Source organism: Antrihabitans cavernicola (assembly GCF_008297975.1).
Classification (GTDB): Bacteria; Actinomycetota; Actinomycetes; order Mycobacteriales; family Mycobacteriaceae; genus Antrihabitans; species Antrihabitans cavernicola.
Genome location: NZ_VLNY01000001.1, coordinates 553,357 through 569,165, shown reverse-complemented (window position 1 = coordinate 569,165; position 15,809 = coordinate 553,357). Strand labels below are relative to the sequence as shown.

The following is a 15,809-nucleotide window of genomic DNA, read 5'->3' as shown; positions in this document are numbered from 1 at the left end:
GAACCACCGTGCCTGTCGAGCGATTGCTCCCCAATGACGACGCGCGCGATCTGATCGCACTCACCCGTGACATCGCCGACAAGGCGCTGGCGCCCAAGGTCGACGATCATGAAAAGCGGGAGGCCTACCCGGATGGTGTCTTCGAAACCCTCGGCGAAGCCGGACTGCTGAGCCTGCCGTATCCGGAGGAGTGGGGCGGCGGTTCGCAACCCTACGAGGTGTACTTGCAGGTCCTCGAAGAGCTCGCCGCGCGATGGGCTGCGGTGGCGGTCGCCGTGAGCGTCCACGGGCTGGCCTGCTTTCCGCTGTTCACCTACGGCACCGACGAGCAGAAGCAGAAGTGGCTGCCGGACATGCTCGGTGGCGCGACCATCGGCGCCTACAGCCTGTCCGAACCACAGGCCGGGTCCGACGCTGCAGCGTTGACCTGCAAGGCGACCCGACGCGACGGCGGCTACGAGCTCTCCGGTTCGAAAGCCTGGATCACGCATGGGGGAGTAGCCGACTTCTACAGCGTCTTCGCTCGCACCGGTGACGGTTCGCGAGGGATTTCGTGCTTTCTGGTTCCGAATGGTCTCGACGGACTCACGTTCGGAAAACCCGAAGAGAAGATGGGCTTGCATGCTGTCCCGACCACCGCGGCGCATTACGAAGGAGCATTCGTTCCCGAGGAGCGTCTGCTCGGCGCCGAGGGGCAAGGGCTCCAAATCGCTTTCAGCGCACTGGATTCCGGGCGACTCGGCATTGCGGCCGTAGCTGTCGGCATCGCGCAAGCGGCGCTGGACGAGGCCATCGCCTATGCCAACGAGCGAACGGCGTTCGGCAAGAAGATCATTGACCATCAGGGTCTCGGATTTCTGCTCGCCGACATGGCCGCCGCTGTCGACTCCGCCCGCGCCACCTATCTGGACGCGGCACGGCGTCGCGATGCGGGACTGCCCTATTCGCGTAACGCGTCTGTCGCCAAGTTGATCGCCACCGACGCAGCGATGAAGGTGACTACCGACGCCGTTCAGGTGCTCGGCGGCTACGGCTACACCCGTGACTTCCGCGTCGAGCGATTCATGCGCGAGGCCAAGATCACGCAAATCTTCGAGGGCACCAACCAGATTCAACGACTCGTGATCAGTCGTTCGCTTGTCGCAAACTGACAGCAACCTCAAACATGAACGCTTGACCAAGTTTTCGTTGCCTTAACCACATATCTACCCTACTGTGATCTAGGCCATTACTGATTACCGTTCAGTAACTTGACGAAGAACATGCTGGGGAGCGTTGTGCGGAGACGTGGGTTGCGGCGTATTTCTGTTGTAAGTGTCGTGATCGCGGTGCTGGTCGAACTGACGGTGGTCGGTTTCGGCACATCTGCTGCCGCACCGGCCAATCCGGGTCTGAACCCGCCGCAATGGACGGCGACCCAAGACGGGCCACCCAAGTATCCCGGCGTCGCGATCGAGCCCAGCGTGTCGATCAGAATGGCCGACGGCACCATCCTCAAAGGCGATGTCTACCGCCCCGCAGACACATCAGGCCGCGCGACCACCGACAAGAACCCGGTGATCGTCAACATCACCCCGTACAACAAGCTGATCTCCATCGTCGCCGACTGGGGTCTCCACATCCCGGTGCTGACGCCCGCGGTGCTGGACTTCATCAACTCGCTGAACTTCACTGGCACACCGATTTCCGGCATCCGCCAGTTCCAGGACATGATCCGCGGCGGCATGATCAGCAGCTTCGGCGTCGACCGCAAATTGGTGCAGAGCGGTTATACCCAGATCGTCGTCGACGCCCGCGGCACCGGCACGTCCGACGGAACGTGGCAGGTGTTCAACGACATCGAGCAGCACGACACGCTCGATGTCCTGGCATGGGCGCGCAACCAGCCGTACTCCAACGGCAAGCTCGGCATGTCGGGTGTGTCCTACTCCGCGATCAACCAATTGCAAGCTGCGGCAAAGCAACCCGCCGGTCTCGACGCTATCTTCCCGGTGGAGCCGATGACGGACATCGTCCACGACGTTGTGGCGCCCGGAGCCGGTTTGGGTGTCGGATTCCTCTCGTTGTGGCTGTCGCTGGTCAACGGTCTGAACAAGGTTCCGGACCTGCAAGGTTTGCTGCGCGGTCAGTTCGACCAGGCATGGCTGGATTCGCGGGTCAAGGATCCGCTCGTCTTCTTCAATCAGCTGTCCGAAGCCATTGCGGCGCCGACCGTACAAAGCCTTTCGCCCAATACTCGCGAACTGATTCAGGTCGATTCCTCGCTGCGCAAGGCGTACCTGACGGCAGCGTCGAACGTGAAGACGCCCGCCATGGTGATCGGCGGTTGGAACGACATCTTCACCAATGCCGAATGGCGCGCTCTCGATCAGCTCAGCGGTCTCAGCGCCGACAAGAAGAAGCTGATCATGGGTACCGGGTACCACGTCACGCCGGGCGCGGACATGGGTAATTCGGGTCAGCCGCCACGCATCGACGTGCTCCAGCGCGCGTGGTTCGACAAGTGGCTCAAGGGAATCGACAACGGGATCGACCGATACTCACCGGCCACCATCAACATCTTCAACGGTGGTTGGGTGCAAGCGGACAGCTTCCCGCTGCCGGGGCAGCAGTACCGACGTCTCTACCTCAACAGTGATCGCAGCGGCACCGCGCCGGGCGCGGTCGCCGACGGATCGCTGGCTGCGACCAAACCGGTCACCGCGGCGAAATGGACTGTCGCACCTGGTTTGAGCACCATCTGCTCCAACGACGCTGCTCGCGACAGCACCGGCATCCTCGCGGTGTTCCCTGGCTGCGCCGACGACAACCGGATCGCCGAGCAGAGCGCACTGACCTTCACCTCTCCGCAGGTATCCGCGCCGACTCAGATCAGCGGACCCATCAACGTGCACTTGAACACTCAGGTCGACGGCACCGACGGCTTCTTCTCCACCGTGATCTCGGATGTGTCGCCCGACGGACGATCGAGAGTGATCAGCACCGGGTCGATGACCACGTCCATCAGGAATCAAGTCGAGCCGGCGAAGTCGGGCTACTCGAGCAACGGTGACCTGACCGATCCGTACTACACGCTCGACGTGGACACCCGGCAACTGGTGAAGCCGGGCGAGATCAGCATGCTCGACATCGGCGCCCTTGCCACCGGTGCTGTGCTGCAGCCGGGACACCGACTACGCGTGAGCGTGTATTCGATGAATTTCCCGCGGTCCATCTCGTTGGGCCCGGTGCGAGCAGACTCCGGCTTGCTGCCGGAACACGTTGTGCTGGACCCGAACAACCCCAGCTGGGTCAACGTCCCCTCGGACCGTCCGATCGCCTGAGCGAAACTCGACTAACGCATACCGGTGACGTCGAGGCACGTGCGCACCACGTCCTCGACGTCGTCAATATCGCTGTTGGAGACCGTGTGAAAGACCATGTCGGGATGGGCCGCCGACAACTCGTCGCGCATGCGTAAGTAGTTGCTGCGCAACGACGTCAGATGCTCCAATGTTTCGTGCACCTCGGTTGCGCCGGTCCGTGCCGCGCACCGTCGTGCAGCGTCGGCGGGCGGTGTCTCCAGCCATATCACCTCGTCCGGCAGCGTGGTGCGGTAGCGAGCACCGAAACCGGCGAGCGCTGCCGGGGTACCGGCCCGTATCAGTTCGGCGATCTCGCCGAGCACGCCCCAGATGTCGCTGGTGGAATGTACTCTCGCGGCTTCTTTACTGTGCCAACCGTCGACGGCGGCACTCGCACCTGCCGCTCGCTCCTCGGCGAGAATACGAATCGCTGCCAACGCGTCGGGATCTTCCCGAGACCGCTCCGCGAGGCGAACGTAGAGCGGCGCGTAGACCAGCGTCTCGATCAGCGGGTGGCGCTCGCACATCAGCACGCGCGGGCTGTAGGTGTCGACGAAGAAGCGCTCGACGGGCCCGTACAACGTCATGCGCAGGTACAGGGCCGACGCTTTGATGACCGGGTTACCCACCACATCTGCCGCGTCGCTGAGTGCCTTCAGCTGCCGCGACAGCGTGTGCATCGGTGCGTTGGCGCTTTCATGGAAGTCCGGGCAGGAGATGGCCTCGAACGAGGTGTCGAGAGATACCTGGGCACGCATCTTGGATATGACGAGCGACTTGCCGCAGCCGTCGATGCCGACGACGGCAATTCGCTGGGTTCGGTTTCTGCTCAACGGTTTCCGATCGCATCGAGGATCGTCGCGGTGATCTCGTCCTGATCACGGGTGCCGTCCAGCTCGGTCCACCCGAGATCGGTGGACAATTGATCCAGCACTCGCAGGCTGTGCCGCTGGAACTCGAGAAAGTCGCCGTATCCCGTCTCGTAGTCGCTGGGCTGATCCTTGCGCGTCAGGGTGGTCTCGGCCGAGATCTTCAGGAAGAACGTGAGATCGGGCTCGGGGAAGCCCGCAGCGAGCGAGCGCAGCACCGCGGGATCGCCGCCGTGTGCTACTTCCGTTGCGAAATACTTGTACCAGTACGCGTTGAGCAGCAATACATCCGGCGACTTCGCCTCGGCGAGATCGAGGGCCGCGTGCAACGCGTGAAACAGGAAGTGCGAGCGCGAACGCGGCGACAGCACCTTCAGGTAGGCGAAGACGTCGGCAGCATTTTCGTACGGCAACTTGGCCGACATGACGGGATCGTCGAAGACGTCCCAGATCGTGACGACAGCAGGCGTCAGCCCCTGCTCGACGAATGCTGTTGCGAGCGCGGCAACCTGGGTGCTCTTCCCCGATCCATCGCCACCGGCGATGCAGATAGCGCGACTACTCGGCATCTGCGCGCTCGTCATCGAGCCGCTCGACGATGCCCGCACCGCCGTCGAGGCGAACGCGCTCGCCGCTGCGAATGGTCGACATCAACCCGGGAACGCCGACAACGGCCGGAATGCCGAGTTCACGCGACAGCACGGCCGAATGCGACAGCGTGCTCCCGCGCTCGATCAGCAGGCCCTTCACGCTCGGAAACAGCGGTCCCCAACCGGGATCCGTTCGCATCGTCGTAAGGATCTTGCCGCTGACGCTGAGATCGTCGGTCGGGCTGAGCACCACCTGCACGTCACCTTCGACGATGCCGGGCCAACATCCGGTGCCGCGCAGGATCCGACCCTCCTGCATCTCGACGGGAACCTGCGACTTATAGCGGGTGGTCTTCGAGTACGGCGGGCCGAAGGTCTCGAACTGATTCGGCGGCTCGGTGTCCTCGTAGGCGGCGAATTCCGTCTTGCGGGTCCGAACGAGAGCATCGAGGTCCGCTGCCATGGAACGGCCGTCGGCAAAGGCCCGAAGCTCTTCCATCGTGAGGTAGAAGACATCGCGCGGATCGGCGAGTTCTCCTGCCTCCGAGAGCAATCGGCCTACCTCGCAATAGATCGCCCGGCCTACTCCGACGATGCGGGTCCGCGTCAGGCGCATGCTCTCTCGCGCGCGCACTGCCGCGCGCGCCTTCTGCATGATGCCGATCAGCCGCTTGCGTTCGCGCGGGGACAACGACGCCAGCGCTTCGCGTTCGAACTCCACCTGCCGATCGCGTTGCGCCTGCTCGAATCGCTCGGGATCGATGTCGGGGTCGTCGACATAGTTGCGGAGGATACTGGTCACGAACGACGGATCCTGGCGCAGCGAAATGGTTTCCAGCTTCTGCTCGCCCATGCACCGATCGCCGAACTTGTCGATGAAATGGTCGAGCTGCTGTGCGATGGCAGGCGACTGCTCCCGCACTGCTGCAAGGCTTTCCAGCTGGCTTCCGCTCGAGAGTGCGGCCCGCAGCGCGTCGTCGCCACGGATCTGTACGGCAACCCGCATGAGAATCATGGTGGGCTGTAACGACTCGACGGCTTCCTGCGCGGCGAGCAGTCCGGCAACCAACTCCTCGCCGTTGTCGCTGTCGCCGAGGAGCCGTCGCGCCCGACCGGCCTGGTTGCTCAGGTACAGATCGTTGAGGATCTGCACCGACCAGCGGTCGAACAGGCGTAGGCCGTCGTCGGCGAGGTCGAGCAGATCGCCGAGCCCGTCGGCCTTGGCGTAGTCGCGTCTGATTTGCTCGACCGCGCCGCCGACCTCGGCCAAGAACCGTTGGACCAGCTTGTCCCGGTTGGCCATTCGCCAGCCGAGGGTCGCGGCGACCGGCACCAGATGCGGAATCTTCTGCAACTTCTCGGTGCGCGTGAGGTGGATGCCCTCGATGAAGTCGACGGGATGCTCGAGGCCGATCATCTTCTCCACGTCGGTCTTGTTCCGCTCGAACGACGGCGTCAACTGCAGCACGCGATACCAGTTGTTGATGTTGTAGTAGACGCGACCGGATACCAGCCCGACCATGTTGCGCAATACCGGTTCGTGTTCGATCACCACTTGTTCGCGCACGCCGATCATCCGCAGGGTGTCGCGGAAGATCACCTCGTACACCGCCGCGGCCCACGAGAACGTCAGCGGCAGGGTGACGCCGTTGAAGCTCTCCTGAATGTTGCTGTTGTCCCACACGGTTCGCCATTCGCCGAGCACCGACGGGTCGGCGGCCTTCGCCTTGGCGGTGATCGGGCGAGCTTGGAGCAGCACAGGCTTGCCGTCGTGCAGCGTCCATTCGATGTCCTGCGGTGCGCCGAATGCGGTCGCAACACGCAGCGACTCGGTCGCCAATGCCGCGGTCGCGGAGTGCTCGAGGCAGCGAATCTTGCGCTGATCGTCGGGCACCGGCTCTTCGCGGACGCCACCGGCCTCGTCGCGGACGAATCGAATGTCCTTGTCTCCGATCGTGACCGAGACCTCGGCGCCAGTGTGGGAGACGACGATGTCGTCGGTGTTGCAGGTGCCGTTGACCACGCCTTCGCCGAGTCCCCACGATGCGCTGATCAGCAGTTCGTCGGTCGACCCGGTGACCGGGTTGTCGGTGAACAGCACTCCGGACACGGTGCCGTCGACCATGTCCTGCACGATCACCGCAACAGACGGGGTATCGATCTCGTCGTTCTGTTGTCTACGGTAAGCGAGTGATCGGGCGTTGAAGGCCGATGCCCAGCAGCGTCGAATCGCATCGACCACCTGCTGTGCATCGGTGCGAAACAGGAATGTTTCGTACATGCCTGCGAAGGAGCGGGCCGCGCCGTCTTCGCCGACGGCTGAGCTACGAACCGCCACCGGCCCGCGCCCGGTCATCACCTTCTCCACTGCCGCAACCAGATCGGGGTCGAGCGGGGTCTCGATGATAGCGGTCCGAAGCTGCTCGGCAGCCACCTCGATGTCGTCGGTCTCGGTGCTGCGCAGCGTCCGATCCAACAGGTCGGCCGGATCGGCGCGCTTCAAATGGGCATGGAACGCATCCACGCCGATCACGTTCCACCACGGAACGTTGGCACCGGCGTTCACCAGTCGTGCAAGCCCGCTCGCCTTGCCGCCGACCTGATCCACACCGGCTTCGATTGCCTGCGAACTGTCCAACAACACGGTCATTCCACCCCGAGAGCGTCGATGATGTTCATGCGGGCAGCCTTGTAGGCGGGCGGCAGCGCGCCGACCAGGCACAGCAGCATGGCGCAGACGGCAAGCACGATCGAGGCGATTGTCGGCTCGAACTTCACGTCGACGTTCCACGCCTGCGACGACGCGAAATCGGCCACGAACTGTTGGGCGTACCCGAATACCAGGCCGAGCAACGCACCGACAATGCCGATACCGGCAGCTTCGGCAAGGATCATTCGGAGCGAGAAGCGGCGACTGCTGCCGATCGCTCGCAGCACTCCGAGCTCGCGACGCCGCTCCAGCACAGACAGCAGAAGCGTATTCAGCAGTGCCACTGCGGAAATCAGAATCACGATGATCCAGAGCGTGTTGTCGAGGTTGGTCGCCTGGCTGAGGGTCTGTCCGAAGCCCTCGACAGCTGCCGCACCGCTGTAGACCTCCACACCGCCGGGTACGAGGCCGCGGATGGTCGACAGCAATGCCCCGCTATCGGTCCCTGGTGTCGCGGTGATCTGCAGAGTCGTCGATCCGGGTCGGTCGAACCAGTCACGCATCTGTGAAAGCGGAAGAGCGACAGCACCGTTGAGTGCGGAGAAGAACCGCGTGGTCGCCAGTACGGTCGTGGTCTTCGGACCGTGCGCGGTCTGCAGGGTCAGCTGATCTCCGACGTCGACCTTCAAGGTTCGAGCCAGATCGCGTGACAGCACCACCCCGCCGCCGGCGAACATCCTTTGCTGCGCTTGCGAATCGACGGACTCGAGCAGCGGGCTGTAGGCACCGGAGTCGAGTCCGTACATCATCACCTTGTTGCCGCCCAGCGAGACGTAACCCGCCTGGCCCTCGACCACCTTGGCGACTCCTGGGAGCGCGGAGACCTTGGTCGTAAGATCCTGCGGCAGTTGCGGTCCGGTGGGGAAGTTTCCCGGAGCGGCGTTCGACACCCAGACGTCGGCCTTACCGAGGGGAGCGAACGAATCCTTGGTCGAGTCGACAGCATTGGCATTTCCCGCATTGAGCGCAAGAGTTGCGGCGACCGCGATGGTGACCGTCATCAGGGTTGCCCACACGCGTTTGGGCGCGCGCTCGATGGTCGCAGCGGCCAGCGCACCGGGCCCGCCGAACAGCCCGGCCACCCTGGCTGCGCCGCGCACCAGCCACGGACCGATGGCAAACCCTAGAACGATCTCCGCACCGAAAAGCAGCGAGATGCCCATGTTGGACGCGATGCCGAGCGGTGCCGTCGCGGCAAGCACGGCCGCGACCCCGAGCACCACAGCGATCACACCGGCCGCGATTCGGAGTCGCGGCGAAATGGTATCGGCAGTCGATACGCCAACGGGCGCAAGGGCTTCGATCGGCGATACCTTGTAGACCTGTCGGGCGCACAGCGCCGCCGCCGCGACACTGACCAGGACCGATACGACGATGGCCACCGGAATCGTCCACCACGGCAGCACGTAGTCGATGCGAGCGGAGACCGACTGCATGAACAGCACCGGCAGTCGTTCGATGGCAACGCGGCCCATGAGCACGCCCAGCGCCGACCCAATTGCGCCACCGATCAATCCGAGGACGGCGGCCTCGCCGAGCGTGTCGCGCAGGATCGTGGTCCGGTATCCGCCCATCGCCCGCAGCATCGAGATCACGGGGCGGCGTTGTGCGATCGCCATTCCCATTGCCGTGTAGATGAGGAAGCCGGACACCATGAACGCCATCGCTGCCGACGACAGTGCGACGAACTGAATCAGGAGGACACCGTTGCCGGATTTGGCACTGGCACCGCTGGACTCGGTGACGTTGGCACGTCCTGCCACCGCGTCGGTGACGCCCGATTGCAGTGCGTCCGAGTCGGTGCCGGGCTTGGCGACGATCAGGATGGAGTCGTAGGAGTTGGCGCGACCCGTTGCGCTCTGCGCCAGTTGCAGGGGAGCCAGTACGTAGTGACCGCCGTTGAGCTGCTCGAAGCCCTCGCCGGACAGCACAGCTGCCACGGTGACCTTCGTGTCTTGCAAGTCGAAGGTCTGACCCTCCGCGTAGCCGGTGTCGGGTCCGACGAGAACGCCGTTGGGTACCTTCAGCAGTGCGCCCGCCTGGCTCTGCAGGGCGCCTTTCACGTCGCTCTCCAGTGCCGCGCTGCGTGCATCCGCACCGATCAGCAGTGTCGGCCCCGATTCGGTACGCACTGTGGTCTGAACGAGAGGAACCGCTGCCTGGACACCGGGGACGGTGGCAACGTCGTCTGCGACGGCGGCGGGGAAGCCGCCGTCGGCAACTCCGGACACCTCGAGTGCGGCATTGCCTGCGATCCCGGTGGACAGCGAATCGATCGAGTGGTTGATGGAACCGATGATCGCGAGCACGGCGACGAGCAGTGCAGCCGAGACCGCGACGACGGCCATCGATGCGAGGGTCCGCCCGCGATGTTCGGCGAATTCACGAAGGCTGAAGAGTCGGAGCCGATCGAGGGCAGACTTCATGAGCGAGCAACGTCCGCGGCCGCAATTCGCCCGTCCTGCATAGTTATCACGCGATCCGTGGTCGCCGCGGCGTCCAGGTTGTGCGTCACAGTGACGACGGAGCGGTCCCCTCCGTGCGCGATCTCTGCCAGCAGATCCATCAACTGGGCGCCCGTTTTGGAATCGAGATTTCCGGTCGGTTCGTCGGCAAGAATCAACGGTGGATCCATGATGAGCGCACGGGCGATCGCGACACGCTGCATCTGGCCGCCGGACAGTTCCGAGGGCCGGTGGTCGGCTCGGTCGGCAAGGCCGACGGACGTCAACAGCTCCAACGCCTTCGGCTTGGCGGAGCGCAGGGTCTTGCCGTCGAGCAGCATCGGAACGGCGACGTTCTCCCACGCCGACATGGTCGGCAGGAGGTTGAAGAACTGGAAGACGAAGCCGACCTGGTGCCGACGGAACTCCGACAGCGCCTTGTCGTCGTAGTTCCCGATCTCGTTGCCCTGAAACTTGATCGAGCCGCTGTCCGGTGAGTCCAGCGCACCGAGCATGTGCAGCAGGGTGCTCTTGCCCGCGCCGGACGGCCCGACGATCGAGACGAATTTCCCCGCCTCGATGTTCAGTGAAACGGCATCGAGCGCGGTGACGGTCTGCTCGCCGATTCGGTACTGCTTGGACACGTCATTCAGTTCAAGCAACTGAGCGCCTCTTCGATAGTCGGCAACGGTGCGCCGAGGTAGCCGGTCTCCAGGCAGTAGTCGAGCAGCAGCCGGAGATATTCCTTGTCGGTGCGGGGTAGCGGCAAATTCAGAACGGTGGCGGTGTTCGTGGCATCGAAGGTTCGGCGTCGATCGAAATAGCCGGCGTACTGCGCGCCGATGCGGAAGTAGTACTCCCGCTCGAGGTCGCCGAGATCGTCGGGCGAGAAAGTCGCTGTCGGAACGAAATTGGCGACCGCGAATGACGGATACTCGGCGAAGACATCCGACATCTCGCGCAGGGACAGGGCGTCGGCACCGACGGCGTGGAAGGTGTTGCCTTCGGCGATGTCGAATTGGGCGGTGACGCCGGCGATCACGTCGGCGACGAAGTCGACCGGCACCAGCGACAGTGTCGCGTCGTAGCGCCCGGGGAGGCTGCGCAGCTTGCCCTCGACGATCAGCTTGACCACCGTGTAGAGGTTCTTGTAGTCGCGGACGACGCCGTCGGCAGCGCCGGTGACGATGCCCGGTCGTACGATCGACCAGCGCAGACCGTCCGCCTCGCGAACCAGGGTCTCGGCGCGAAACTTGCTGCGCTCGTAGCCGTTCGAGAAGTTCTGGCCTTTGTCGAGATCGCTTTCGCTGATCAGTCCGTCGCGCCTGCCACAGACGTATGCCGTGCTGACATAGATCAGCGGGACGTCCCAGCTCCGCGCCAGTGCTATCGCGTGGGCGGTCGCGTCGACGTTGAGCGCGTTGTACTCGTCCTCCGGCGCATCGAAAGCCGTTGTGGCCGCGCAGTGGATGATCAGATCGACATCGCTGCGGAGAGTGTCGGGGTCGGCGATGCCGAGGTTCGCTTCCCGCACGTTGCCGGTCACATGACTGACCGGTGCCGTCGTGCCTGTCGTGAACGGCACGGATTCGATTGTCTCGCCGTCGTTTCCGACTATCCGCGGAGTGCGGTGCGTGACACCGACCACCTGCCGACCTTGATCGACCAGCCGGGTGACCACCTCGGCACCGACCAATCCGGTGGCGCCGGTGAGCAGTACGGTATTCGTCACTGCTGCGCCCGCAACGCCGTCGACACGAGTGTGATGACGTCGTCTACCGTGCGCACGTCGGCCAGCTGGTCGGGCTTGTATCGCGGCAAGGCGAATCCGCGCTCCAGCGTGACCGTCAGCTCCATCAATCGAATCGAATCGAATCCCAGGTCTTCGATCAGTCGCTGAGCACCCTGCAGTGCGTCGGGCTGAGTCGGCTCCGGTGCCATTGTCGCAATGAGACGCTTTGTGCGCGTCGCGATGTCGGCGTCGGACAGAGGGGTGGTCACGATGATGCATCCTTTCGGCTTGCCTCGTCGGACAGGTGCGGCTGCACTCCGCCGGAGGCAAGTAGGTCTTGGGCCTCGTCGATCGGTAGTGACGTGTCGAGGTAACCGGCAAGTCGTAGCCAGTCGTAGCTGATGGCAAGCGTGTTGCGCCACTGCTCGCGCGAGTTGAACGATGCGGGAAAGTCGGCGCCCGCCATGTCGCGGATCGCGTCGACGAAGCCGTCCAGCACGGCCAGCCCCTCGTGACTGCGCTCGGGGTCGTCGAAGAAGCGGACCCGCTGTGCCGCTCGCAGCTGATCGAGAAGCGCATCCCGGTTCTCGGCGTGGTCCGGGATCAGCCTGCGCAAGGTCGCAACGGCGGCAACGTCTTCGGGCAGCGGACTGCAGCCGAGCGTCGATACCAACACGCGCACGGAGGCGGTGATCAGGCGTTGCGCCGCAACGTCGGCGACACGACCCTGGCCGTGTTTGATCGCCCCGACCAGGTCTTCGCGTGCGTTCTCGAGCACCACGTTGGACCAGATGAGCTCCGACGCGCACTCGGTGAAACGTCGTGCAGGCAACGGTGACAGCGTGGTTGCCTTGCCGTCGACACGCGCAGCGCCTGCCAGCCCCAGGAGGACGGCCGGCCCGCTCGGCGGGCAGGTGTACGGTTTGGCGGGCTTGCACATGGCCAACGCAGGCCGGATCGGTTCGCGGCGTTCCCACCGCAATCCGACGAAGCCGAGCCGGACGAACTCGGCGATGTCCGGCGCAATGTCGAGGGACGAGCGATCGAGGATTTCCGCGACCGAACGTCCGAACACCACCGAGCGCCAGGCGACTGCTGCCGCGTCGGAGAGCACGAAGATGTCGGAATCGCCGCGCATCACGTGCAGGCGCGATCCGATGGGCCAGGTGGTGACGCCGGGCGCCCGGGCGAATCGCACGAGGTTCGCGTCGTTGGCCACCGATTCGACGCCGAAGGCGATCGCGAGTTCGATGGCTGCGTCCAAGACGTTTGTCTCGTCGGCGAGAGCGGAGTCCAGCGCGTAGTACCGGTCGATCAGTTCGTCCTTGCCGATCCGATCCAGTTGCGGGCCCAGCCATTTGGTTTCGAGATAGGTCTCGCCCTTGCCTGCTGCCCACCCTTTCACGGCCTGCTGCAGACCGTCGCGGGCCCAACCGAGTGCGTCGGGCACTGCGCCGAGCGCGTTGAGCGCGACGGCATGTCGTAGCGACTGCTGCGCGCGCGCTGTCCACCACGTCTGCATCAGCGCGCTGAAATCGGCGTAGGGAAGTACCGCCATCAGGTCGTCGAACTCGCCCGAATCCTCGCCTGGCCGAACGACCTTCGCGCGCAGCGAACGCTGACACCGATTGAGAACGTCTTGATCGAGATCGAGCAACGCGGCCGGTTTGCCGGCCACATTCGACTGCGCGTACTGGAAGTGCTTGCGCAGCTGCGCATGTGACCGGGTTCTAACCTCGACGCGGCGACCGTCGATGAACAACACGGTCGGCATCGCAGGCGTCTGCGCGTCGCCGGGTGCGAGGACGAAGAAGTCGATGTCGGACGCTTCGTTGCCGAAACCCTCGGCGATCGACCCTTCCAGCAGGATGGTGGCGTCCGGTGCAACATCGACGGATTCGAGTGCGCGCGTGAGCAGTCGGGCAATGGCGTCGTCGGAAAGCAGCGGTTGATGCTCGGGTGCCGCACCTCCGATCGGCGTCAGTGCGTCGTGAACCACCACGTCGTCGGCCAGTCGACCGGTCTTGAGCAGCTCCCACATGTGCCTGCGCCTGGGCTTGCCGCTAGACGTACGCCGGATCAATCCGCGGTTGCCCGTCACGATCCGCACGTTGTGGGCAGGGCCCAACTCCGCCCGCAGGACGCGGCGCGCCTCGGTGATCCACTCGCCGGGCTCGCCTTCGACGAACAGCGCGATGCCTTGTGCGTCGGCCTCTTGCATGGCGACCGCGGCCACCTTGCCTTTGGACAGACCCGCCTCGAATGCGACGCGCGTCTCGACGTCCTCCATGAATACCGATTTGCCGCGCACCTTCAGGCTCGAGCCCATCCGTCCGAACACGAACAGTTGGCCGCAGTGGATGAAACCCGCGTCACCGGAATACAATTCGTGATCGGTGAATCGTGTGGTCGCACTGGCGGCGCGATCGGCCGGTTCCACGCCGTGGTAGCCGGAGGCGACGGATGGGCCGGAGACCACGATCTCGCCGAGTGTGCCGTCGGGAAGGTCGACGCCGTTGTCGTCGGCAATGCGGACCGACGATTCCGGGGTCGATTCGCCGACGCCGATCACCCAGCCGATGCCTGTCAGCTCGCGTCCGGTGTATTCGGTTTCTGCGTGGATGGTGACCGGCTTGCCGAACTGCAGCGAAGCGCTGTCGACCTGCACCGCCATCAGCGGCTGCCGGTAGGGCCGCGCCATGCAGACCATCAGGGTGGATTCGGCAAGGCCGTATGCAGGTCGATAGGTATCGGTGGAAAATCCGCTGCCGTCGAGCAGCTCAGCGAACTTCTGCAGATGCGTCACGTCGACCGGTTCGGCGCCGGTCACGATCGAGCGCCAGCCGGACAGGTCGAGCCCGGCGACGTCTTCGGGCCGAAGACGATGCGCGGAGTAGCCGAGCCCGAACGACGGCGTGACCGTGTGCTGGGCGTGTTCCATCGCGCGCAGCCAGCGCAGCGGGTCACGAATGAACTGATCGGGTCGGAGTAGATACAGGCTGCCCTGCATGGCGATGGTTGCGAGGAAACCGCCGATCAGGCCCATGTCGTGGTAGAGCGGTAGCCACGACGCGGTTGCCTCGCCGTCTCGGTAGTCGACGGCCGAGATAATGTAGTCGATGTTGGCCTGGAGGTTCTGCCAACTGATCCGCACGCCACGGGGAGATCCGAGCGAGCCCGAGGTGAATTGCAGGAGCGCACACTCGGGTAGTTCGGTGGGAACGGCCGACTCGATCGGCTCGGCCGCTCCAACGGTGGCGGCGTCCAAGATCAGCGGCGCCGCGTCGAGTCCGGCTTCCGTCATGGCGCCGCGCACCATCGCGGCGAGGCCGGGCGACGTGGCGACGATGCGTGCGTCGGTCTGATCGATGATCGACCGGACGCGACTCGCGTACTCGTCGCCGTCGCCGAATCCGGGAGGTGCGATCAGCGTGAGGGTCGCCCCGCACAACCACGCCGCGTACATCGACGCGATGCAGACGTAGTCGGTGGGCAGAATCAAACAGACCCCGGAGCCAGGCTGCACGCCGTGGGCGCGCAATATCCCAGCTACCCGCCGCACGTCGGTCGCGAGACTCGCGTAGGAACGGTATTCCCAGGAGTCGTCTTCGTCGGCCAGCTTGATGCCCTCTTCGGTGTGGGGATTCGGCAGCCATCCGCACAATGCGTCGAAACCATTCCGGATGGCGTCATCGCCGAAGGCCGTTCGGTCGGAAGCCATTTCGCCCTTCTGCAGTCGATCGACCTCTGCAAAACATGAGGATCTACTCGAGTTCTTTCGGCTGAGCACCTCAGCCCGCGAATGCGAGATCGGTTGTGTCGTCACGGGTTTGCCGTGAAGTCGCCACCGATCGACTCACAATGAGCAGCGATGTTAACCGGCAGTTCAGCGGTTGTCCAGCGCTTCGTCGATCGATGCACGCGTGTATCCTCCACTGAATGACCGAGCGAACACGGTGGTGTTTACTGAAGGCGAGAGCGAGTCCGCCACCCCTGTTCGACGCCCTCGGTGGGCCCCTGTCTTTCAAACAATGTGGAGCACAGGAGCATTCACGCAAGTTTGCGTGAACCCATTTCTCGTCAGCTCAGGAATCCGTGAATTCGGCCGGATTTGGTAGGA

10 protein-coding genes are annotated in these 15,809 nt (G+C 64.2%); 2 read left to right on the top strand and 8 right to left on the bottom strand.

What is annotated here, in order from left to right; genetic code table 11:
• Nucleotides 1-8: 8 nt before the first annotated feature.
• Together FOY51_RS02755 and FOY51_RS02750 are read left to right on the top strand one after the other, a co-directional pair.
• Nucleotides 9-1,151: an acyl-CoA dehydrogenase family protein gene (locus tag FOY51_RS02755; protein ID WP_149428639.1), complete on the top strand. Its 1,143-nt coding sequence runs from the start codon at nt 9-11 to the stop codon at nt 1,149-1,151.
• Nucleotides 1,152-1,319: 168 nt separating this feature from the next.
• Nucleotides 1,320-3,323 carry a CocE/NonD family hydrolase gene (locus FOY51_RS02750; protein ID WP_353961349.1) on the top strand — a complete coding sequence of 668 codons (2,004 nt, stop codon included), beginning with the start codon at nt 1,320-1,322 and terminating at the stop codon, nt 3,321-3,323.
• 11 nt (nt 3,324-3,334) lie between these two features.
• Here FOY51_RS02750 and FOY51_RS02745 read toward each other — a convergent pair whose 3' ends face one another.
• The 8 genes from FOY51_RS02745 to FOY51_RS02710 are packed head-to-tail and all read right to left on the bottom strand — an operon-like array spanning nt 3,335 to nt 15,410.
• The gene (locus FOY51_RS02745; RefSeq protein WP_149428638.1) at nt 3,335-4,177 is read right to left on the bottom strand and encodes a hypothetical protein; all 843 of its coding nucleotides are present in this window, start codon (nt 4,175-4,177) and stop codon (nt 3,335-3,337) included.
• Nucleotides 4,174-4,797 carry a dTMP kinase gene (locus FOY51_RS02740; RefSeq protein WP_149428637.1) on the bottom strand — a complete coding sequence of 208 codons (624 nt, stop codon included), beginning with the start codon at nt 4,795-4,797 and terminating at the stop codon, nt 4,174-4,176. The genes FOY51_RS02745 and FOY51_RS02740 overlap by 4 nt, the downstream gene beginning before the upstream one ends.
• Nucleotides 4,772-7,453, bottom strand: coding sequence for a phosphoenolpyruvate synthase (locus FOY51_RS02735; RefSeq protein WP_149428636.1), 2,682 nt, complete (start codon nt 7,451-7,453; stop codon nt 4,772-4,774). Before FOY51_RS02735 ends, FOY51_RS02740 begins: the two co-directional genes overlap by 26 nt.
• Complete coding sequence (locus tag FOY51_RS02730; protein WP_149428635.1) at nt 7,450-9,939, bottom strand: FtsX-like permease family protein; 2,490 nt, start codon at nt 9,937-9,939, stop codon at nt 7,450-7,452. The genes FOY51_RS02735 and FOY51_RS02730 overlap by 4 nt, the downstream gene beginning before the upstream one ends.
• On the bottom strand, nt 9,936-10,619 hold the full coding sequence (locus tag FOY51_RS02725; protein WP_149428634.1) for an ABC transporter ATP-binding protein: 684 nt from the start codon (nt 10,617-10,619) through the stop codon (nt 9,936-9,938). Before FOY51_RS02725 ends, FOY51_RS02730 begins: the two co-directional genes overlap by 4 nt.
• A complete protein-coding gene (locus FOY51_RS02720) occupies nt 10,607-11,689 on the bottom strand; it encodes an SDR family oxidoreductase (protein WP_149428633.1) in 1,083 nt (360 codons plus the stop codon). The genes FOY51_RS02725 and FOY51_RS02720 overlap by 13 nt, the downstream gene beginning before the upstream one ends.
• A complete protein-coding gene (locus FOY51_RS02715) occupies nt 11,686-11,958 on the bottom strand; it encodes an acyl carrier protein (RefSeq protein WP_235916062.1) in 273 nt (90 codons plus the stop codon). Before FOY51_RS02715 ends, FOY51_RS02720 begins: the two co-directional genes overlap by 4 nt.
• A complete protein-coding gene (locus FOY51_RS02710) occupies nt 11,955-15,410 on the bottom strand; it encodes an AMP-binding protein (RefSeq protein ID WP_149428632.1) in 3,456 nt (1,151 codons plus the stop codon). Before FOY51_RS02710 ends, FOY51_RS02715 begins: the two co-directional genes overlap by 4 nt.
• Nucleotides 15,411-15,809: the final 399 nt, after the last annotated feature.

Bases quoted from the DNA above. Each gene is read 5' to 3' on its own strand.
- FOY51_RS02735 (WP_149428636.1), bottom strand. From the start codon at position 7,453: ATGACCGTGTTGTTGGACAGTTCGCAGGCAATCGAAGCCGGTGTGGAT.
- FOY51_RS02740 (WP_149428637.1), bottom strand. From the start codon at position 4,797: ATGACGAGCGCGCAGATGCCGAGTAGTCGCGCTATCTGCATCGCCGGT.
- FOY51_RS02710 (WP_149428632.1), bottom strand. From the start codon at position 15,410: ATGGCTTCCGACCGAACGGCCTTCGGCGATGACGCCATCCGGAATGGT.
- FOY51_RS02730 (WP_149428635.1), bottom strand. From the start codon at position 9,939: ATGAAGTCTGCCCTCGATCGGCTCCGACTCTTCAGCCTTCGTGAATTC.